A 19,171-nucleotide genomic window follows, 5' to 3' on the forward strand; every position below is an offset into this window, starting at 1 on the left:
GGGCGCTGCACACATTTGACCCAAGGGCGCGTCCTGAGTGGGTCTACTGTTTCCAAAACTGGAACAGTCAGTTTGCGACTCAGTGGTTTTTCTCTAAACACCATCGGCGTACAGTTCAACCCATCGATGAGCCGAACCCGCAAGGCGACTCACCGAACCCGGTTCAGGAATGGTTTTTGACCCGGCTTTTTTGAGACGCTTTTTCAACTTCAAGGACTTATCCATCATGAACAACACCGCACGTTTCCTGTCTATCGCCGCTGTCGCCGCTTTCGCTTCTTTTGGTGCCCAGGCTGACGAAGCCGATGCTTCGCAGTTCGCCACCAAGTTTGAAACCAACCGCACCCGCGCTGAAGTGGCCGCCGAAGCCGCTACTGTGGCCCAGACCCGCTCGATCGAGCCCGCTGGTTCGCGTGTAGTGACTTACAAGTCCACGGCCGACCGCGCTGCCGTGCGTGCCCAGGCTGCTGAAGCAGTGCGCACTGGCCAGATCCCTTCCGGCGAACTCGGCGCTCTGTAAGCCGTCCCGGAATCAACGGACTTCGCCCCCACCCCATCAAGAATCGAGATCACCATGAACAAGACAACACGTTTCCTGTCCATCGCTGCTGTGGCTGCTTTCTCCGCTTTCGGCGCCCACGCTGACGAAGCCGACAGCTCGCAATTCGCCCTCAAGTTCGACACCAACCGCACCCGTGCCGAAGTGGCTGCTGAAGCCTCTACCGTGGCCCAAACACGCAGCATCGAACCCGCTGGTTCGCGTGTCGTGACCTACAAGTCGACTGCCGACCGTGCTGCAGTGCGCGCCGCAGCGGCCGAAGCCGTGCGCACCGGCAAGATCCCATCGGGCGAAATCAGCGCAATGTAAGAACGCGGACCTTCCCGGGTGGCGGCCTCTCACGGTTGTGGACGTGTGCCCCCGGACTCTCAGAAAGGGCTCCCATGTGGGAGCCCTTTTTTCATTGGCAACAAGCTCAGGCCACCAGTGTCTTGAACATCACGTGGGCATCGACATAGCCCAGCGTGTGGTGCCGGAAGGCCCCGGGCAGCGTGCCCACGATCGCAAAGCCCAGGTGCTGCCACAGCCGCACGGCGCGCACGTTGCTCGCCACCACCAGGTTGAACTGCATGGCCCGAAAGCCCATGGCCACAGCCTGCTGCTGGGAGTGCTCACACATCAACGAGGCCACGCCCTGCCCCTGCGCGGCCGGCGCCACCACGTAGCCACAGTTGCACACATGGGCGCCCTGCCCAGGCTGATTCGGCTTGATGAAGTAGGTGCCCAGAATCTCCCCGCCCACGCCCAGGGCGACAAAGGTCGCAGCAGGCAGCTCTACCCAGGCTTTGTGGATCTCGGCCTCGGTGCTGTCGGGGGCAAACGCATACGTGTCTCCCGCCTGGAAGGTGGTGCGCAGGATGGGCAATACGGCGGGCCAGTCGGCAGACTGGAAGGGGCGGATGGTGACGGGGGTATCGGAAGTCGTCATGGGAAGTGCAGTGGATGGATGGCGAGTCCGGCATTCTCCCGCTCCGCATAAAATCCGCCGTCGGCAACGGCCACCCCTTGATGGCGGCGCCCTACCCTGAGTGATCCATCCCATGACCCAGCCTTCTGCTGCCCCGGCAGCTTCTGCCTTGCCCGCCCGCCCCGTGCGCTCCCAGTACGAAGATTTCATGCGCCATGTGTTCACCCACGGCGTGGACAAGTCGGACCGCACCGGCACCGGCACCAAGAGCGTGTTCGGCCACCAGATGCGGTTTGACCTGAAGGAAGGTTTTCCGCTGGTCACGACCAAGAAGGTGCACCTCAAGTCCATCATCCAGGAGTTGCTGTGGTTCCTGACCGGCTCCAGCAACAACAACTGGCTGAAAGAGCGCGGCGTGACCATCTGGGACGAATGGGCGCGCGAGGACGGCGATCTGGGCCCGGTGTACGGCGTGCAGTGGCGCAGCTGGCCGACGCCGGACGGCGGGCACATCGACCAGATCAGCGACGTCATCCAAACGCTCAAGACCAACCCCGACTCGCGCCGCATCATCGTGAGCGCCTGGAACGTGGCCGAGCTGCACAAGATGGCGCTCATGCCGTGCCACGCTTTCTTTCAGTTTTACGTAGCCCCGGCGCAAGAGCCCGGCGGGCGCGGCACGCTGTCTTGCCAGCTGTACCAGCGCAGTGCAGACATCTTTCTGGGTGTGCCGTTCAACATCGCCAGCTATGCGCTGCTGACCCACATGGTGGCCCAACAGTGCGATCTTGAGGTGGGCGACTTCGTGTGGACGGGTGGCGACTGCCACATCTACAGCAACCACCACGAGCAAGTGCAGACCCAGCTGGCGCGCACGCCCTACCCCTACCCTGTGCTGAACATCAAACGCAAGCCGGACAGCATCTTCGACTACGAGTACGAAGACTTTGAAGTGGTGGACTACCAGTGCCACCCTGCCATCAAGGCGCCCGTGGCAGTCTGACCTGACCACTGCACCAGGCCAGCCTGCCGCACAGGCCCCGTTTTCACCCATAACCAATACAACGAGCTTCTATCTATGTCTTCCGGCGGATTCCACGTACACGGCCCCCACGACCACGCGGTCGAACATGCCACCCACGGCCACGATGCTGCGCACCACGGCGCGGACCATGGCGGCGGCTCGTCCACCAACAAGATCGCCATGTTCACGGCCATCGTGGCCACGGTGGGTGCCATCTTTGCCTACATGGGCGGCGCCACCCAGGCCAATGCGGGCCTGATGAAAAACGATGCGGCCATCAAGAAGACCGAGGCCTCCAACCAGTGGAATTACTTCCAGTCCAAAAGCACCAAACAAAGCCTGGCCGAGCTGGCCCGTGACCTGACCCCGGCCGAAGCCGAGAAGGTCAAATACCAGGCCAAGATCGACCGCTACGAAAAAGAAAAGAACGAGATCAAGACTGCAGCCGAAAAGCTGGAGGCCGATGCCCACGCGTTCGACCAGCAAAGCGAAGCCCAGATGCACCAGCACCACCGCTGGGCCCAGGCCACCACTGCGCTGCAGGTCGCGATTGCCCTGGCCGCGATTGCGCTGCTGACCAAGAAGAAGTGGCTGGAATACGGCATGTACGGCGTGGCCGCCGTGGGCCTGGGTGTGGGCGCGCTGGCGTTCCTGCACATCTGATCCCCTCCCCACTCACGCACAGAGCGAGCCCCATGCCCCTGCACCTCATCTACGCCCGCGCGGCCAACGGCGTCATCGGCAAGGACAACCGCCTGCCCTGGCACATCCCCGAGGACATGGCGCACTTCAAGCAGCTCACCCAGGGCTGCCCGGTGGTCATGGGCCGCAAGACCTGGGACTCGCTGCCCCCGCGCTTTCGCCCCCTGCCCGGCCGCACCAACATCGTGGTGACGCGGCAGGCCGACTGGCAGGCCGAGGGTGCCCACCGCGCAGGCAGCCTGGCCGAAGCCCTGGCGCTGTGCGACGCAGGCAAAACCGTGTGGATCATTGGCGGCGCGCAGATCTATGCCGAATCCTTGCCCCTGGCGGACTGCTTGGAGGTGACGGAGATCGCCCAGGACTTTGACGGCGATGCCTATGCCCCTGTGCTGGGCGCAGAATGGGTAGAAACCGCCCGCGAGCACCACGTGAGCACCAACGGGCTGCCGTTCAGCTTTGTGACCCGTGTACGCCGCAGCTGACGGCGCAGCCCCATCACTCTTTTACTCACATTTTGATAGCTGCCAGCGCATGATCCACTAGCGCTACCGGCCAAAAACCATGCAAATTGCCACCTGGAACGTGAACTCCCTGTCGGTGCGCCTGCCCCAGGTGCTGGCCTGGCTGGCCGCCAACCCGGTCGATGCCCTGTGCCTGCAGGAGCTCAAGCTCACCGACGACAAGTTTCCCCACGACGCGTTGAAAGAGGCCGGCTACGAAGCCGTGGCCTTCGGCCAAAAGACCTACAACGGCGTGGCCATCCTGAGCCGCCACCCGCTGCGCGATGTGGTGCGCAACATCCCCGCCTTTGGCGACGAGCAGGCCCGCGTCATCGCCGCCACGCTGGACACGCCGGCAGGCCCGCTGCGCCTGCTCAACGGCTACTTCGTCAACGGCCAGGAGCCGGGCTCGGAAAAGTTCGCCTACAAGATGCGCTGGCTGCAGGCCCTGCAGGACATGGTGCGCGCCGAGATGGCCGCCCACCCGCGCCTGGTGCTGGTGGGCGACTTCAACGTGGCGCCCGAAGACCGCGACTCGTACGACCCCGAGGGCCTGCGCGAGACCATCCACCACACCACCGAAGAGCGCAACCACTTCCAGGCCCTGCTGGCCCTGGGGCTGACCGATGCCTTCCGCATGTTCGAGCAGCCCGAGAAGAGCTATTCGTGGTGGGACTACCGCATGCTGGGTTTTCAGAAAAACCGGGGCCTGCGCATTGACCACATTCTGGTGAGCGAGGCCCTCAAGCCCACGGTGACGGCCTGCGTGGTGGACCGCGCCCCGCGCAAGAACCCACAGCCCAGCGACCATGCGCCGGTGGTTGTCACGATGAGCGACTGATGCACCCTTGAGCCGCTCCGCACGCGACGTAAAAAAAGGCTGCCAGAGGAATGCTCTGGCAGCCTTTTTCTTGGGGTCAGCCCTCAGCGCAGCAACCGACGCCCGGTCAGGTGCGGTTTACCCAAGGGTCGCCCTTGGCACCTGGGATCAGGGCCGGGGCGAGAACCCGTCGCGCAGCGCACGCACCTCGTCGTGGTTGCGCTGGGCGCCTTGGGCCTGGCGCTCCACCAGAGCGCGCACATCGGCAGGCAGCGTCGCCTTCAGCGCCTTGCGGTAGCGGGCCACCGCAGCGTCCTCGCCACGTTCGCACTCTTCGAGCACGGCCTTATCGTCCTGGGTGGACAAAGCGGTCTTCACCGACACCCAGCCCCGGTGCAACGCGCCCGCCACGGTCCCCCCCTGCGCGGGGTCGCCATTGAGGCGGCGGATCTCGTGTTCCAGCTCCACGGCGGCAGCCGCACACTCGCGCGAGTGGCGCTGGAAGATGCCCTTGAGCTGGCCCGACTCTGCGTGCTCGGCACAGGCATGGAAGCCGTATTCGCCGTCACGTGCAGACTCCAGCAGGTCGTTGAGCACATCGACCACGTCTTCGGCGTCGATCACGTCCATCGGACGGTCGCTGGCCAGCGCAGTGCGGTTGGCGGCGCGCTCCCACGCGGCGCGGGTGGCGGGGCGCACATCGGTCCAGGCCAGGCCATCGCTGCCGTGGCGTGCACGCCAGTCGTCGGCCAGGCGCGGCTCGATGGCGTCAAAGTCGCCCTCGTAGCGGCCTACCGACGACCAGCCCAGCTCATAGGCAGGACGGTATTGGTCGTACGTGCGGCCGCCCACGTAGTAGGGCTCGCGGTGGTAGGTCTCGCGCCAGTACGCGTCTTCTTCGGTGGGGTTGACGGCCTCGGCAGCCGCCTTGCCTGCCAGGCCGCCCGCCACAGCACCCGCCACGCCACCAATGGCAGCGCCGACCGGGCCGCCAAAAGCACCTGCAGCAGCCCCGGCAGCGGCGCCCCCGAGGGCGGCGCCCACGCCCGTTCCGACGGGGTGAGCACCTGGCTCATTGGTCAAGGGGTCACGGTTGGCATCGTTGAAATCCGACATAGGAACATCTCCGGTTGGTTGACAGTGACTTCATTGTTGAAGCCACCTCCGGAGTGCCGGGTCGGCCCAGGGAGGGCCTGCATGTAGGACATGGCCCGCCATGCAGTGCGATGAGCAGCGCGCATCCGGGCCGGGTTACAGCGATGCCACCAGCGATGTAGTAGCACCTTGCATTGCTACGATTTCAATAGCTTCAGAGGCATGATAAACATGCACCTGCGGCCATTTTCATGCTTCATCCGGCGCGTCCAGCCCCAACTCCTGGATCTTGCGGGTGATGGTGTTGCGCCCAATGCCCAGGCGCTGCGCGGCCTCCATGCGACGGCCGTGGGTGGCCACCAGGGCCGTGCGGATCAGGCGCGACTCAAAGCGCCGCGTGAGCGCGTCCCACACCTCGGGCTGGCCGCCTGCCAGCAGTTTTTGCGCTTCGGTTTCCAGTGCCTGCTCCCAGCTGTGGGCGGCAGCCACAGGGGCTGCGGCGGCGTCGGCCGACCAGGACGCAACGGCCGCAGGTGCAGACGCCGACACCGGAGCAGACACCTGCGCTGCAGGGTGCAGGCCCCCCACCAATTCGGGTGCAGGCTGCGCCACTGGCGCAACAGGCGCCAGCGGGGCCACCGGCATCGATGTGACCGTGGCCGCCGCAGGCTCGGCGCCCGCCGTGGCGCGCACTGGCGGCTGGTACACCGGGGCTTCCAGCACCTCGGGCGGCAGGTCCTGCAGCGAGATCACCTGGGCCGGCGCCATCACCGTGAGCCAGTGGCAGATATTCTCCAGCTGGCGCACATTGCCCGGGAAGGCAAACTGCTCCAGCCGCGCCAGTGCCGAATCGGCAATGCGCTTGGGCTCCACGCCCAGCTGCCGCGCGCTTTGCTGCAGAAAGTGGCGCGTGAGCATGGGCACGTCTTCATGCCGCTCGCGCAGCGCGGGCAGGCGCAGGCGGATCACGTTGAGGCGGTGGAACAAGTCCTCGCGGAAGCCGCCTTCCTTGACGCGCTGCTCCAGGTTCTGGTGGGTGGCGGCAATCACGCGCACATGGGCCTTGACGGCTGCGTGGCCGCCCACGCGGTAGAACTGGCCGTCGGACAACACGCGCAGCAGGCGCGTCTGCAAATCAAACGGCATGTCGCCGATTTCGTCGAGGAACAGCGTGCCGCCCTCGGCCTGCTCGAAGCGGCCGCGCCGCTGGGTCTGGGCGCCGGTGAAGGCGCCGCGCTCATGGCCGAAGAGTTCGCTCTCCAGCAGGTCCTTGGGAATGGCTGCGGTGTTGATGGCCACAAAGGGGCCGTCTGCCACGGGCGAATGCTTGTGCAGCGCGCGCGCCACCAGCTCCTTGCCCGAGCCCGATTCGCCGGTGATGAGCACCGTGACCTGGCTTTGCGACAGCCGCCCGATGGCGCGGAACACGTCCTGCATGGCGGGCGCCTGGCCCAGCATTTCGGGGGTCGCGGTCTGGCGTTCTTCGGTGACTTCTTCGCGCTGGCTTTCTTCGACCGCGCGGCGGATCAACTCCACCGCCTTGGGCAGGTCAAACGGCTTGGGCAGGTATTCGAACGCGCCGCGCTGGAAGGCCGACACAGCGCTGTCGAGGTCTGAGTACGCCGTCATGATGATGACAGGCAGGCCGGGCTGCAGCTCGCGCACCTTCTCCAGCAGTTGCAGGCCCGAACCTCCGGGCATGCGGATGTCGCTCACCAGAACCTGGGGGCCCTGGCGCGCGGGGTCGCCTGCGGTGACATCGGCCAGTGCGTCCAGCACTTCGCGGGGGTGCGTGAAGCTGCGCGTGGGCAGGTTCTCGCGGGCCAGCGCCTTTTCCAGGACGAAGCGGATCGAGGGGTCGTCATCTACTATCCAGATCGGCTTCATATATTTTTCTTACCTTCCCTGTGGTTGCGTGTCAGGGACCGTCATGCGCTGTCAGGGCAAGGGGATCAGGATTCGGAAGTCGGTGCGACCCGGTACGCTGTCGCATTCAATCAACCCGTGGTGACGCTGCACGAAGGTTTGCGCCAACGTCAGCCCCAGCCCTGATCCGCCGTCCCGCCCCGATACCAGTGGATAAAAAATCCGCTCCTTGATGGCATCGGGTACGCCCGGTCCGTTGTCGATGACATGCAATTCCAGTGCCAGCCGGTAGCGCTGCCGGCCGAACGTGACCTGGCGGGCCACACGCGTGCGCAGCGTGATCACGGCATCCCCCTTGGCGATGCGCTCTGACAGCGCCTGGGCTGCGTTCTGCACGATGTTCAGCACCGCCTGAATGAGCTGCGCGCGGTCCCCGCGAAACTCAGGGATGGAGGTATCGTAGTCGCGCTGCACCCTGAGGCCCTGCGGGTATTCGACCAGCACGAGCGAACGCACGCGCTCGCACACCTCGTGGATGTTCACATCGCCCACCAGGTGAGGGTGGCGATGGGGCGCGAGTAGCCGGTCCACCAGGCTCTGCAGGCGGTCGGCCTCGTGGATGATGACCTGGGTGTATTCGGTGAGCTCCCGGTTGTCGAGTTCCATCTCCAGCAGCTGTGCCGCGCCCCGAATGCCACCCAGCGGGTTCTTGATCTCGTGGGCCAGGTTGCGGATCAGCTCCTTGTTGGCCTGGGCCTGGTCACGCAGGCGCTCTTCGCGGTCCTGGCGGGCCTGCTGCTCCAGCGGCCACAGCTCCACCAGGATTTCGCCGACCTGCTCGGCATCGGCCACGTTGACATGCACGGGCACCGGGTCCTGGTGCAGGCGCTTCAGGCTGGCCTCGTAGCGCAGCGCGGCAAAGTCCTTGCCCCGGGCTCCCGCCAGTGCCGTCTGCAGCAGTGCCGGGTCGGTGAAGAAGGTAGAGAAGTCCGCCCCTTCCAGGGTACGGCGCGAGAGGCCCAGTGTGTTTTCCAGCGCGGCATTGGCAAACTGCACCGCGCCATCGTCAGCGCGCAGCACCGCCACCAGGGTGGACATCAGGTCCAGGGAATGAAAACGCCCGGTGTCAGTGCCGGGAAGGTCGGAGGAAGAAGGGGCACTCACACGCAATCACCGCTATCAGTTGGTGGGTGCAGCAGGGGCAGGCAGGCGGGCAATCTCACGCTTGATACCCGCAATGTCACTCTCGCTGCGGGCCACGCTGGCCTTGAGCTCGGCCGTGCGTTCGGTGTAGCGTTGGGGGTTGCGCAGATCGAGTGCGTTGCGCTCGGGGGCGCCGTTGTTGTATTCCTTGAGCAGTTCGGCATGGCGCGTTTCCGCCTTGCGCAGCTCGGACTCCAGAATCGCGCGGGCATCCGAGTCGCGGGATTTTTGTTCGTTATTGCTGACGCGTGGAGCGTTGGCGGGCGAGGTCGCAGACGACGGGGCTGCAGCACCACCCGCTGCAGGAGCTGCGGCAGACGCTGGGCGGGTGCCCTGCACCACGGTAACGTTGCCGCCCTCCACCAGTTTGCAGCCGCGCTCCTTGGCTTGCTGGGCGTTGTTGGTGTATTCGTTGCCGCAACGGTAGATGCGGTCTTGCGCCTGGACTGCGGGGACGGTGGCGGCGATGAGGAGCAGGGTGATGAGCGTTTTATTCATTCGGTTTCCTCGCACTGACATGCAGGGGACAGGGGAGTATCTCCCAATCACCCTACATCTCCAATCCAACAAGGGCAGACCCTTGAAGGGCTGTGTATACGGATGCAACACCTGACGTCTTGGTTCCGCCGCACGCGTTCGGCGCAGGTAGCGCCGCCGCCCGCCCATGAAAAAAGGCGGCTTGCGCCGCCTTTTCTTGAGCAATGGTCTTCAGGCAGACGATTACAGGGAGTAGTACATGTCGTACTCGACAGGGTGCACTGCCATGCGGAAGCGGGTCACTTCGTTCATCTTCAGATCGATGTAGGCGTCGATCATGCTGTCGGTGAACACGCCACCCTTGGTCAGGAACGCACGGTCCTTGTCCAGATGTTCCAGGGCTTGGTCCAGGCTGTGGCACACGGTGGGCACCAGCTTGTCTTCTTCTGGAGGCAGGTGGTACAGGTCCTTCGTAGCGGCTTCGCCAGGATGGATCTTGTTTTCCACGCCGTCCAGACCGGCCATCAGCAGGGCTGCGAAGCCCAGGTAAGGGTTCATCAATGGATCGGGGAAGCGGGCTTCCACGCGACGGCCCTTGGGGTTGGCCACGTAAGGGATACGGATCGAAGCGGAACGGTTCTTGGCCGAGTAGGCCAGCTTCACCGGGGCTTCGAAGTGAGGCACCAGGCGCTTGTAGCTGTTGGTACCGGGGTTGGTGATGGCGTTCAGGGCACGTGCGTGCTTGATGATGCCGCCGATGTAGTACAGCGCGAAGTCCGACAGACCAGCATAGCCGTCGCCAGCGAACAGGTTCTTGCCGTCCTTCCAGACGGACTGGTGCACGTGCATGCCGGAGCCGTTGTCGCCGTGGTAAGGCTTGGGCATGAAAGTGGCGGTCTTGCCGTAGGCGTTGGCCACGTTGTGGATCACGTACTTTTGCAGGATGGTCCAGTCGGCGCGCTCAACCAGGGTGCTGAAACGGGTACCGATTTCGTTCTGGCCAGCGCCCGCCACTTCGTGGTGGAACACTTCGACTGGAATGCCCAGGGATTCGAGGATCAGGGACATCTCGGCGCGCATGTCTTGCGTGCTGTCGACGGGAGGCACGGGGAAATAGCCGCCCTTGACGGTGGGACGGTGGCCACGGTTGCCGCCTTCGAGCTTGGCGCCTGTGTTCCAGGGGGCTTCGTACTCTTCGATTTCGTAGAACGTGTGGTTGGGTTCGGTGCTCCAGCGCACGCCGTCGAAGATGAAGAATTCTGGCTCGGGACCGAAGTAGGCCGTGTCGCCCAGGCCGGAGGCCTTCAGGTAGGCTTCAGCGCGCTTGGCAATGGAGCGGGGATCGCGGTCGTAGGCCTTGCCGTCGGTGGGTTCGATCACGTCGCAGGTCAGGATCAGCGTCGTTTCTTCAAAGAACGGATCGATGTTGGCCGTGCTCGGGTCGGGGATCAGCTGCATGTCGGAGGCTTCAATGCCCTTCCAACCGGCGATCGACGAGCCGTCAAAGGCATGGCCCGAAGTGAACTTGTCTTCGTCGAAGTGAGAGACGGGCACCGTGGTGTGCTGTTGTTTGCCACGGGTATCGGTGAAACGGAAGTCAACGAACTTGACTTCGTTCTCCTTCACCATCTTCATCACGTCTGCAACGGTCTTGGCCATCAGGTTCTCCTGGATAAAGCGCTTGTTGAAAAAAGAGTTTGCCGAAATAAAAGCAGTTTGCGTGCCAGCCGAGTGCAGCACCGCACTATGAAGGAGCGCTACCCGCGACAGGTCGGCGTGGCACGCGCCAAAAAGCACCAATACGGTGCAATCCATCTACCAAATCTGAGTCTCACAGGTTGCGCACCAATTCAGGGCCGCAATTTGCACCAAATTCGTGCAATCCTGTTTTCAAAGCCTGCCATGCAGCAGGCACCGAGGACGCGGGCCCTTTGACACCCAGTTCGATATGCCGCCCGTATTGTGGATGATCTACGCTGGGCAAACTGAACACCCGCACATCCGGGTGCGATTTTTCAATCTGCTCCATGAGGGGCGTCAAGGCTGCCTCCATCGCACCATAAACCACCACCGACTGCTCGGTCTGCGGTGCCCGGTTGAAATGGGCTGCGTAGTGCTGCTCCAGCACCCACTCGATCATGGGCCAGGCCATGACAGGGAAGCCCGGAACGAAGTGCACGGCACCACCTCCTGGCCCGTCGCAACTGAAGCCGGGAATCTTGTTGTAGGGATTGGGAATGATGCGCGCGCCCACCGGGAACATGCCCATGTTGAGGCGGTGCACGTTGTCGGACCGGTCGGGCTCATAGGGCACGCCCTGCTCGCGCGCCACATCCTGCATGCGTTCGCGGATCAGCGTCTCGGCTTCTGGGTGCAGGGCCAGATCCCGGCCCAGGGCACGTCCAGCGCATTGCCGCGTGTGGTCGTCAGGGGTTGCGCCAATGCCGCCACACGAGAACACCACATCGGCCGACGCGAACGCCCGCTGCAAAGTGGCCGTGATGCGGTCCGGGCTGTCGCCCACATAGTCGGCGTAGGCCAGCGACAGGCCCCGCGCCGATAACAGTTCGATCACCTTGGGCATGTGCTTGTCGGCCCTTTTGCCTGACAGTATCTCGTCACCGACGATGATGAGACCAAAGGTGGGGGTCATGGTGGATTGTCTCCAGGGTTCGGATTTGCAGGGGGCGGCAGCGCGGGGGCTGGGGGTGCCGCCATGTTCAATGCTGGCGCTTCTTTGGGGTGCACAGCCGCTTCGGTCAATGGGGCGGGCCCGGTCATCGGCGCCATGGTGGCCCGCTCGGCACGCAAGCGCTGCAGGGCGGCCAGACCGTAGTGCGTGAACCACAGCGAGGACAACGCGAACACCAGGGTGTAGATCCAGATCGCCAGCGGCACCAGCACAAAAAACGCGGCGGCAAACACCACGCCCGATGCCCACACAATGCTGGGCGCTGCCCCGAGGTAGCCCGTGACGATGCCAATGCCCAGCAGGCTGCTGCGATGGCGGCGGAATATCTCCAGGCGCTCTTCCTTGCTGGCGTGGTCTGCCAGGGCGTCGAACACCATCACCCGGTAGGTCAGCCAACCCCAGATCAGCGGCGGCAGGATGAGTACCAGTGGCGGCACCAGCCACAGCGGAACGGACACCACCAGCGCCACCAGCGCCAACACCGTGGACCCTATCGACCAGGCCACACTCGCAATGAAGGACCCGCCCTTCTTGCGCTCCAGATCCGGAAACCGCCGCGCAGCCACCAATGCCACCAGGGCGGGGGTCATGAGTACCGCTACGGCCAGCAGCGAGACCACCACCAGCACAGGCGCCACGGCCAGCACCACCATCAACGGCGCCATGACAGCAGTCACATCCCCCAGGCCCCAGCCCTGAAGCCAACCCCAGACGCTGGCCAGCAACGAGGACGCATCGAGCAACGCGCGCATCCCCTGCACCGCCGCGTCCCAGTAGAAGTAACCCAGGCCGAGTGCCAAAACGGCCATCAAGAACAGAGGCAAGAGCGACAGCGCAATCACCCGCGGACGCAGGCAATAGGCAGCGGCACGCCAGAAAGAATCAAGCAGTAATCCCATGGCGGCAAGCATACAGGCAGCGCCCGCCAAGCCGCTCAGGCCTTGCCCAGCAACCTCAGTACGCCCCGCCATTGCTGGGACCAGAACCCCGCGCCGTAGTCGCGCACACGGCCATCGGGGCCCGGCTCGACCTGGTCGCGCACGCCCGTAGGGTCAAAGCGCTTTTCAAAGTTGGCGGTGCCCATCAGCATGTCCCACCAAGGCAGAAGCACCCCGAAGTTGTGCCCGCCGAGCACCACACGCGGCGGCGTTGCTGCTTGGCCCGATGTTGCCTCGGCCGAAGGCTTGACCGTCTCGTGGCCAATGCCAATGCTGTGGTGCCGGCGGTGAAACCGGGGGCTGATCCAGAGCCGCTCACCCACCTGACCAAACCACAGCCGCACGTTGGCGTGCTGAAAGCTCTCGCTGAGCTGAGTGATGGCCACGATGGCAATGAACTGCCCCGGCGCAACGCCAATCAGCTGCGCCACCGTCACCAGAATCACGTCGCGCAGCAGGTCATCAAGCAGGTGGTTGCGGTTGTCGCTCCACATCGTCATCTGCTGCTGAGCATGGTGCAGCGAATGCAGGCGCCACCACCACTCAAAGTGATGCTGCCCCCGGTGGATCCAGTAGTCCACAAAATCGAACACCACCAGATACAGCAGCAAGCTGACCCAGGAGATGTCCGTCACACCCGGCCAGAGGCCATCGAGCTGGAACGTGCTGACACCCGCCACACGCAAGGCACCAAACAGTGAATCCGCCAGCGGATCCACCGTGAAAAACAGCGCCAGCCGGAACAGTCCCAGCCGGTGAATCAGGGTGTAGAGGATGTCAGTGCGGATGGTGGCGCGGTCATTGATCTGCTCCACCGGCCACCAGCGCTGCATGGGGCCAATCACAGCCACGATGACCACCAGTTGCAGCAATCCCACCAGCAGCCAGCCGGATGCCTCATAGCCGTTCTCCAGCAGGCTGGCCAGCCCTGTGGTGAACATCAGCGGCTGCAGCACGCTCTCAAAAAGCCATTGCTGCACGCTGTCAAATACACCGCCTAGCCATCCCATCGTGTCGCGCTCCCTGGCACCTGGTTAATCATGCAAACATGCGGCGCGTGCGCCCTCAGCCACGGCGCACGCAATCCAACTTGATCCCACAGCCCATCTAGCGAACCTGAGCCGCTGCGGCCGCATAGTCAGGATGATCCCGCAAGGTGCGAAAGCAAAACCCTCGCTGCTTGAGCCCTTCAATCAAAGGCTCCAGCACAGCGGGCGCCCAGGCGTCCTTGCGCGACCAGATCCCCAGGTGCGCCAGCAGGATGTCGCCACTGCGCACATCACGCAGCGCCTTGTTCAGCAGCGCGGTGTTGCTGGCCGTCTCACTGGGCAGCTCATCCCCCAAGAAGCCGGCAGGCGACCACCCCACATGCGCATAACCGCAGGCCTTCGCGCTGGCAATTAATTGTGCAGAGATCTTGCCGCCAGGCGCGCGGAACAGGGGCAAAGGCGTCTTGCCGGTAATGGCCTTCAAACGATCCGCAGCACGGGCAATTTCTTCGCAGTATTCAGCTGCGGACATCACAAAGCTTTGACCCTCACGCTGTCCCGCAGAGGGACGGACCCGAAATGCCGGATGCGGCGCGCTGCCGGCATCGGCACGCCAGTAGGTGTGGTTCCAGGTGTGGGAAGCAAACTCATGGCCCTCCGCGGCGCGTGCACGCCACCACGGGGCCCAATGGTCTCCAAGACTTCCATCGCCTTCTTTCGTGCGCTCGTTTGCAGCAAAGAAGGTCACGTGCACCTGCTGGCGCCTGAGCACCTCAGCCACCAAAGGCGCCACTTCCATGTGGCCAGTGTCAAAGGTCAGGTACAGGGGCTTTTTGCAGTCATTTTGGGCGGTAGCGCTAGTGAAACATGCCCAAACAGCTATCAATACAATAGCATCGCGACGCCTGCTGCGTGATCCACAAAAAGCGCTGAGAAACATACCTCTCACCGGCTACACCGCGCTCAACGTGGCGCGTGTTGCAGGGTCCATACGCCGTGGGGCGATTTACCCACGTTGACTTGGCGCACCACTTTCTTTGCTTGGGTGTCCAACACAGACAGCTTCCGGGCCCAACGCGAACTGACGTAGATATAACGGCCATCCGCCGAAACATCCATGCAATCGGGCCCGCCCGGCACGGGGTACGACTCGACGACTTGCTGGGTGTTCATGTCGATCTTGCTGATCGAGTTGGCCACGCGATTGCTCACATACAGGTGGTGCCCGTCGCCAGCAGCGCGAAAGGCGTGTGCACCGTTGCCTGTCTTGATCCGCTTGACGCTGACCGCTTCACGCCCTGAGATATCGAACACCTCCACGCTGTCACCGCCCGTCAGTCCCACAAACAGGTGCTTACCATCGGGACTGCCGTAGACATCCGCAGGCATGGGACCTGTTTTGACACGCCATTTGATGGTCTGGGTGGCAATATCAATCGCCACCAGTTCGTCACTGTCCTGCATGGTCGAATAGACGGTGGTGCTGCGGCTATCGATCCACAGATGGCTGGGGGTGCGCGATGTGGCCACGCGCTGCACCAGGGTCAGGTCCTTGCCGTCCCAGCGGTAAAAGTCCACGTGATTCAGACGGTTGGCGGCCGTGATGAACCATTTCATGTCGGGACTGAATCGCAGATGGTAGGGGTCCACAATCCCACGTACGGTACGCTGCACCTCGGCGGTACGGGGGTCCACAAACGTCAGCGTGTCACCGAGCGCGTTGGCCACGATGATCGACTTTTCATCGGGGGTCAGATACAGATGGTGCGGCTCTTTACCTGTGGGTATGCGGGCCGTCTCAGTCCAGGTCACCGGGTCGATGACGCTGACGTTGGCCTCCAGCGAATTGAGTACAAAAAGCGGCGGAGCGCCCGCCGCCACACTGGCCAAGGAGTAACACCACCCACCAAGGGCCACAACGCAGATGCGTGCAATCGAGAGAATCTTCACAAAACCACTTTCAACACAGCCTTGAAGTGTAGCGCCGCGCCCAGCGCGGACCCGAGCGACAACAAGTAACATCAGGACGATCGTGCTCTCTTTGACTCAGGTCATCCCGGTATTGCGCTGCCTGGGGTGCCAAGCCATATCGCAGGGCGAGACCACAACTTGCCAGCAGAGCTCTCCCAGCGTCAGCAGTCAAGGAATCAACGACATGAGGCACAGTGCCCTGGCCGCGCGCTCTGAGCCAGTTAAAAGAGGCCACTCCTCCCCAGATAACATGCTCAAGCACTGCTGTTCAACAGTGCCAGATCGGAAGCATTGAGCCATCGCCATTGGCCGGGGGCCAAATCCGCAGGCAAATCCATACTTCCAATGCGAGAGCGATGTAGCCCCTCCACCCTATTGCCAACCGCTGCAATCATCCGCTTGACCTGGTGGTACTTGCCCTCAGTCAGCGTCATATCCAAGCGATGGGAATCCACGATGGAGCAGTTTGCAGCACGCACCGGCTTGGGATCATCGTCCAGCACAACCCCCGCCAACAATTTCGACACCTGTGTCTCGTCCACCGGGTGTTTGGTCGTCACTTGATAAACCTTCGGAACATGCTTCTTGGGCGAACTCAAGCGATGAATGAATTGCCCGTCATCGCTCAATAGCAACATACCCGTTGTGTCCTGATCAAGGCGCCCCACAGCCTGCACTCCTTGTACCGCACTCTTCGTGGGCCGCTGTCGCAAAGGCGGAGGCAGAAGCGTGTAGATGCTGGGGTACGTAGAAGGCTTCTGAGAACACTCCGTGCCGGCGGGTTTGTGAAGCAGCACGTAGGCCTTGGCGTGGAACGGCCAATCCACACCCTGCACACGTAACAGCAGTCCTTCGGGCTCATAGCCTGCTGTAGCCTCCGTGCAGAGCACGTATTCGGCATTGGGCGAAGATGCCTCACGCACCGAGACCCACCCCTGCTGAATCAGGCCTGCGCAAACACGACGCGTACCAAAACCTTGTGAATACAGAATGTCTTGTAGTTGCATGGTCAATGCCCGGGAGGGTCAGCGAGAGGGGATGATTTATTGTTATTCCAAAGCAAAAAACCCCAGTCATATCTGACTGGGGTTTTCTGGGCTGTAAGAGCCTGACGATGACCTACTTTCACACGGGAACCCGCACTATCATCGGCGCAAAGTCGTTTCACTGTCCTGTTCGGGATGGGAAGGAGTGGGACCAACTTGCTATGGTCATCAGGCATAACTTGGTGCTGGGCAGTTTTTGTGAACTGCCTGGCGAATTCATAGAGTCTGGAATCAGATGTTTGTGTTTTGACTGCGTCTAACTTGGCATAACAGACTTTGAGCTTCACGCTGGTTGCGTGTTGGCTATCAAAGTTATAGGGTCAAGCCGCACGAGCAATTAGTATCAGTTAGCTTAACGCATTACTGCGCTTCCACACCTGACCTATCAACGTCCTGGTCTTGAACGACTCTTTAGGGGGCTCAAGGCCCCGGCAGATCTCATCTTGAAACGAGTTTCCCGCTTAGATGCTTTCAGCGGTTATCTCTTCCACACTTAGCTACTCGGCAATGCCACTGGCGTGACAACCGATACACCAGAGGTGTGTCCACTCCGGTCCTCTCGTACTAGGAGCAGGCTTCCTCAAATCTGCAGCGCCCACGGAAGATAGGGACCAAACTGTCTCACGACGTTTTAAACCCAGCTCACGTACCTCTTTAAATGGCGAACAGCCATACCCTTGGGACCGGCTACAGCCCCAGGATGAGATGAGCCGACATCGAGGTGCCAAACACCGCCGTCGATATGAACTCTTGGGCGGTATCAGCCTGTTATCCCCAGAGTACCTTTTATCCGTTGAGCGATGGCCCTTCCATACAGAACCACCGGATCACTATGTCCTGCTTTCGCATCTGCTCGACTTGTCAGTCTCGCAGTTAAGCACGCTTATGCCATTGCACTATCGTCACGATGTCCGACCGTAACTAGCGTACCTTCGAACTCCTCCGTTACGCTTTGGGAGGAGACCGCCCCAGTCAAACTGCCTACCATGCACTGTCCCCGATCCAGATAATGGACCTAGGTTAGAACCTCAAACACACCAGGGTGGTATTTCAACGTTGGCTCCATGAGAACTAGCGTCCTCACTTCAAAGCCTCCCACCTATCCTACACAGATCTGTTCAAAGTCCAATACAAAGCTACAGTAAAGGTTCATGGGGTCTTTCCGTCTTTCCGCGGGGAGATTGCATCATCACAAACATTTCAACTTCGCTGAGTCTCAGGAGGAGACAGTGTGGCCATCGTTACGCCATTCGTGCAGGTCGGAACTTACCCGACAAGGAATTTCGCTACCTTAGGACCGTTATAGTTACGGCCGCCGTTTACTGGGACTTCAATCAAGAGCTTGCACCCCATCATTTAATCTTCCAGCACCGGGCAGGCGTCACACCCTATACGTCCACTTTCGTGTTTGCAGAGTGCTGTGTTTTTATTAAACAGTCGCAGCCACCGATTTTTTGCAACCCCGTTGGGCTCCCTCTGTACGAGTTCACCTACTTGGGGCATACCTTCTCCCGAAGTTACGGTATCAATTTGCCGAGTTCCTTCTCCTGAGTTCTCTCAAGCGCCTTAGAATACTCATCTCGCGCACCAGTGTCGGTTTGCGGTACGGTCGTCAATAGCTGAAGCTTAGTGGCTTTTCCTGGAAGCAGGGTATCACTCACTTCGTCTGCAAGCAGACTCGTTATCACCCCTCATCTAAGCCCGGCGGATTTGCCTACCGAGCACGACTACAGGCTTGAACCAACATATCCAACAGTTGGCTGAGCTAACCTTCTCCGTCCCCACATCGCACTATTGATCGGTACAGGAATATTGACCTGTTTCCCATCAGCTACGCATCTCTGCCTCGCCTTAGGGGCCGACTCACTCTACGCCGATGAACGTTGCGTAGAAAACCTTGCGCTTACGGCGAGGGGGCTTTTCACCCCCTTTAACGCTACTCATGTCAGCATTCGCACTTCTGATACCTCCAGCATCCGTTACCAGACACCTTCACAGGCCTACAGAACGCTCTCCTACCACTTGCAATAAATTGCAAATCCGCAGCTTCGGTAACTGGCTTAGCCCCGTTACATCTTCCGCGCAGGACGACTCGATCAGTGAGCTATTACGCTTTCTTTAAATGATGGCTGCTTCTAAGCCAACATCCTGACTGTTTTAGCCTTCCCACTTCGTTTCCCACTTAGCCAATTTTAGGGACCTTAGCTGGCGGTCTGGGTTGTTTCCCTCTTGAGTCCGGACGTTAGCACCCGGTGCTCTGTCTCCCAAGCTGTACTCTGCGGTATTCGGAGTTTGCATAGGTTTGGTAAGTCGCCATGACCCCCTAGCCTAAACAGTGCTCTACCCCCGCAGGTAATACTTGAGGCACTACCTAAATAGTTT

General features: G+C 61.7%; 18 protein-coding genes and 2 rRNA genes (1 of these 20 running past the window's edge). 6 read left to right on the plus strand and 14 right to left on the minus strand.

Annotated elements, in window-relative coordinates:
* The first annotated feature begins 226 nt into the window (after positions 1-226).
* Positions 227-520, plus strand: coding sequence for a DUF4148 domain-containing protein (locus C8C96_RS18875; RefSeq protein WP_099729858.1), 294 nt, complete (start codon positions 227-229; stop codon positions 518-520).
* A gap of 54 nt (positions 521-574) precedes the next feature.
* A complete protein-coding gene (locus C8C96_RS18880) occupies positions 575-868 on the plus strand; it encodes a hypothetical protein (protein WP_056067132.1) in 294 nt (97 codons plus the stop codon).
* A 106-nt stretch (positions 869-974) separates the two neighbouring features.
* Here the strand turns inward: C8C96_RS18880 and C8C96_RS18885 are convergent, their stop codons facing one another.
* Positions 975-1,487 carry a GNAT family N-acetyltransferase gene (locus tag C8C96_RS18885; RefSeq protein WP_121943286.1) on the minus strand — a complete coding sequence of 171 codons (513 nt, stop codon included), beginning with the start codon at positions 1,485-1,487 and terminating at the stop codon, positions 975-977.
* A 112-nt stretch (positions 1,488-1,599) separates the two neighbouring features.
* Here C8C96_RS18885 and C8C96_RS18890 point away from each other — a divergent pair, with 112 nt between their 5' ends.
* From C8C96_RS18890 to xth, 4 genes are all read left to right on the plus strand, one after another.
* Entirely contained in the window at positions 1,600-2,469 is an 870-nt protein-coding gene (locus C8C96_RS18890) for a thymidylate synthase (protein ID WP_108498839.1), read from the plus strand.
* A gap of 75 nt (positions 2,470-2,544) precedes the next feature.
* Positions 2,545-3,153, plus strand: a complete 609-nt coding sequence (locus C8C96_RS18895; protein ID WP_056743682.1) for a DUF4337 domain-containing protein — start codon at positions 2,545-2,547, stop codon at positions 3,151-3,153.
* Positions 3,154-3,185: 32 nt separating this feature from the next.
* Positions 3,186-3,674: a dihydrofolate reductase gene (locus tag C8C96_RS18900; RefSeq protein WP_121943287.1), complete on the plus strand. Its 489-nt coding sequence runs from the start codon at positions 3,186-3,188 to the stop codon at positions 3,672-3,674.
* A 79-nt stretch (positions 3,675-3,753) separates the two neighbouring features.
* Positions 3,754-4,533, plus strand: coding sequence for an exodeoxyribonuclease III (gene xth, locus C8C96_RS18905; protein ID WP_121943288.1), 780 nt, complete (start codon positions 3,754-3,756; stop codon positions 4,531-4,533).
* Positions 4,534-4,680: 147 nt separating this feature from the next.
* On the opposite strand, the gene C8C96_RS18910 is transcribed toward xth, so the two are convergent.
* From C8C96_RS18910 to C8C96_RS18970, 13 genes are all read right to left on the minus strand, one after another.
* Positions 4,681-5,628, minus strand: a complete 948-nt coding sequence (locus C8C96_RS18910; RefSeq protein ID WP_056067120.1) for a PA2169 family four-helix-bundle protein — start codon at positions 5,626-5,628, stop codon at positions 4,681-4,683.
* 228 nt (positions 5,629-5,856) lie between these two features.
* Positions 5,857-7,494 (minus strand): nitrogen regulation protein NR(I), encoded by a 1,638-nt coding sequence (gene ntrC, locus C8C96_RS18915; protein ID WP_121943289.1) that lies wholly within the window; start codon positions 7,492-7,494, stop codon positions 5,857-5,859.
* Between the two features lie 51 nt (positions 7,495-7,545).
* A complete protein-coding gene (gene glnL, locus C8C96_RS18920; protein WP_056067116.1) occupies positions 7,546-8,571 on the minus strand; it encodes a nitrogen regulation protein NR(II) in 1,026 nt (341 codons plus the stop codon).
* 81 nt (positions 8,572-8,652) lie between these two features.
* Positions 8,653-9,174, minus strand: a complete 522-nt coding sequence (locus C8C96_RS18925; RefSeq protein WP_056067114.1) for a hypothetical protein — start codon at positions 9,172-9,174, stop codon at positions 8,653-8,655.
* 222 nt (positions 9,175-9,396) lie between these two features.
* Positions 9,397-10,812 (minus strand): type I glutamate--ammonia ligase, encoded by a 1,416-nt coding sequence (gene glnA / locus C8C96_RS18930; protein WP_056637704.1) that lies wholly within the window; start codon positions 10,810-10,812, stop codon positions 9,397-9,399.
* Between the two features lie 172 nt (positions 10,813-10,984).
* Entirely contained in the window at positions 10,985-11,806 is an 822-nt protein-coding gene (locus C8C96_RS18935; RefSeq protein ID WP_056067111.1) for a molybdopterin-binding protein, read from the minus strand.
* The gene (locus tag C8C96_RS18940) at positions 11,803-12,744 is read right to left on the minus strand and encodes an EI24 domain-containing protein (RefSeq protein WP_121944092.1); all 942 of its coding nucleotides are present in this window, start codon (positions 12,742-12,744) and stop codon (positions 11,803-11,805) included. Before C8C96_RS18940 ends, C8C96_RS18935 begins: the two co-directional genes overlap by 4 nt.
* A 35-nt stretch (positions 12,745-12,779) precedes the next feature.
* Positions 12,780-13,793, minus strand: a complete 1,014-nt coding sequence (locus C8C96_RS18945) for a sterol desaturase family protein (protein WP_056743692.1) — start codon at positions 13,791-13,793, stop codon at positions 12,780-12,782.
* A gap of 97 nt (positions 13,794-13,890) precedes the next feature.
* The gene (locus tag C8C96_RS18950; RefSeq protein WP_121943290.1) at positions 13,891-14,712 is read right to left on the minus strand and encodes a polysaccharide deacetylase family protein; all 822 of its coding nucleotides are present in this window, start codon (positions 14,710-14,712) and stop codon (positions 13,891-13,893) included.
* 23 nt (positions 14,713-14,735) lie between these two features.
* Positions 14,736-15,722 (minus strand): YncE family protein, encoded by a 987-nt coding sequence (locus tag C8C96_RS18955; RefSeq protein ID WP_121943291.1) that lies wholly within the window; start codon positions 15,720-15,722, stop codon positions 14,736-14,738.
* 275 nt (positions 15,723-15,997) lie between these two features.
* The gene (locus tag C8C96_RS18960) at positions 15,998-16,750 is read right to left on the minus strand and encodes a 16S rRNA pseudouridine(516) synthase (protein ID WP_121943292.1); all 753 of its coding nucleotides are present in this window, start codon (positions 16,748-16,750) and stop codon (positions 15,998-16,000) included.
* 99 nt (positions 16,751-16,849) lie between these two features.
* Positions 16,850-16,962: ribosomal RNA gene (gene rrf / locus C8C96_RS18965) — 5S ribosomal RNA — on the minus strand.
* Between the two features lie 143 nt (positions 16,963-17,105).
* Positions 17,106-19,171, minus strand: a 23S ribosomal RNA gene (locus C8C96_RS18970) (it continues 813 nt past the right edge of the window).

Origin of the sequence: Acidovorax sp. 100 (genome assembly GCF_003688355.1) — a bacterium.
Classification (GTDB): Bacteria; Pseudomonadota; Gammaproteobacteria; order Burkholderiales; family Burkholderiaceae_C; genus Acidovorax; species Acidovorax delafieldii.

Coding starts and splice junctions, on each gene's coding strand:
- C8C96_RS18875 (WP_099729858.1), top strand. CDS start 227: ATGAACAACACCGCACGTTTCCTGTCTATCGCCGCTGTCGCCGCTTTC.
- C8C96_RS18880 (WP_056067132.1), top strand. CDS start 575: ATGAACAAGACAACACGTTTCCTGTCCATCGCTGCTGTGGCTGCTTTC.
- C8C96_RS18885 (WP_121943286.1), bottom strand. CDS start 1,487: ATGACGACTTCCGATACCCCCGTCACCATCCGCCCCTTCCAGTCTGCC.
- C8C96_RS18890 (WP_108498839.1), top strand. CDS start 1,600: ATGACCCAGCCTTCTGCTGCCCCGGCAGCTTCTGCCTTGCCCGCCCGC.
- C8C96_RS18895 (WP_056743682.1), top strand. CDS start 2,545: ATGTCTTCCGGCGGATTCCACGTACACGGCCCCCACGACCACGCGGTC.
- C8C96_RS18900 (WP_121943287.1), top strand. CDS start 3,186: ATGCCCCTGCACCTCATCTACGCCCGCGCGGCCAACGGCGTCATCGGC.
- xth (WP_121943288.1), top strand. CDS start 3,754: ATGCAAATTGCCACCTGGAACGTGAACTCCCTGTCGGTGCGCCTGCCC.
- C8C96_RS18910 (WP_056067120.1), bottom strand. CDS start 5,628: ATGTCGGATTTCAACGATGCCAACCGTGACCCCTTGACCAATGAGCCA.
- ntrC (WP_121943289.1), bottom strand. CDS start 7,494: ATGAAGCCGATCTGGATAGTAGATGACGACCCCTCGATCCGCTTCGTC.
- glnL (WP_056067116.1), bottom strand. CDS start 8,571: ATGTCCACCCTGGTGGCGGTGCTGCGCGCTGACGATGGCGCGGTGCAG.
- C8C96_RS18925 (WP_056067114.1), bottom strand. CDS start 9,174: ATGAATAAAACGCTCATCACCCTGCTCCTCATCGCCGCCACCGTCCCC.
- glnA (WP_056637704.1), bottom strand. CDS start 10,812: ATGGCCAAGACCGTTGCAGACGTGATGAAGATGGTGAAGGAGAACGAA.
- C8C96_RS18935 (WP_056067111.1), bottom strand. CDS start 11,806: ATGACCCCCACCTTTGGTCTCATCATCGTCGGTGACGAGATACTGTCA.
- C8C96_RS18940 (WP_121944092.1), bottom strand. CDS start 12,744: ATGGGATTACTGCTTGATTCTTTCTGGCGTGCCGCTGCCTATTGCCTG.
- C8C96_RS18945 (WP_056743692.1), bottom strand. CDS start 13,793: ATGGGATGGCTAGGCGGTGTATTTGACAGCGTGCAGCAATGGCTTTTT.
- C8C96_RS18950 (WP_121943290.1), bottom strand. CDS start 14,712: ATGTTTCTCAGCGCTTTTTGTGGATCACGCAGCAGGCGTCGCGATGCT.
- C8C96_RS18960 (WP_121943292.1), bottom strand. CDS start 16,750: ATGCAACTACAAGACATTCTGTATTCACAAGGTTTTGGTACGCGTCGT.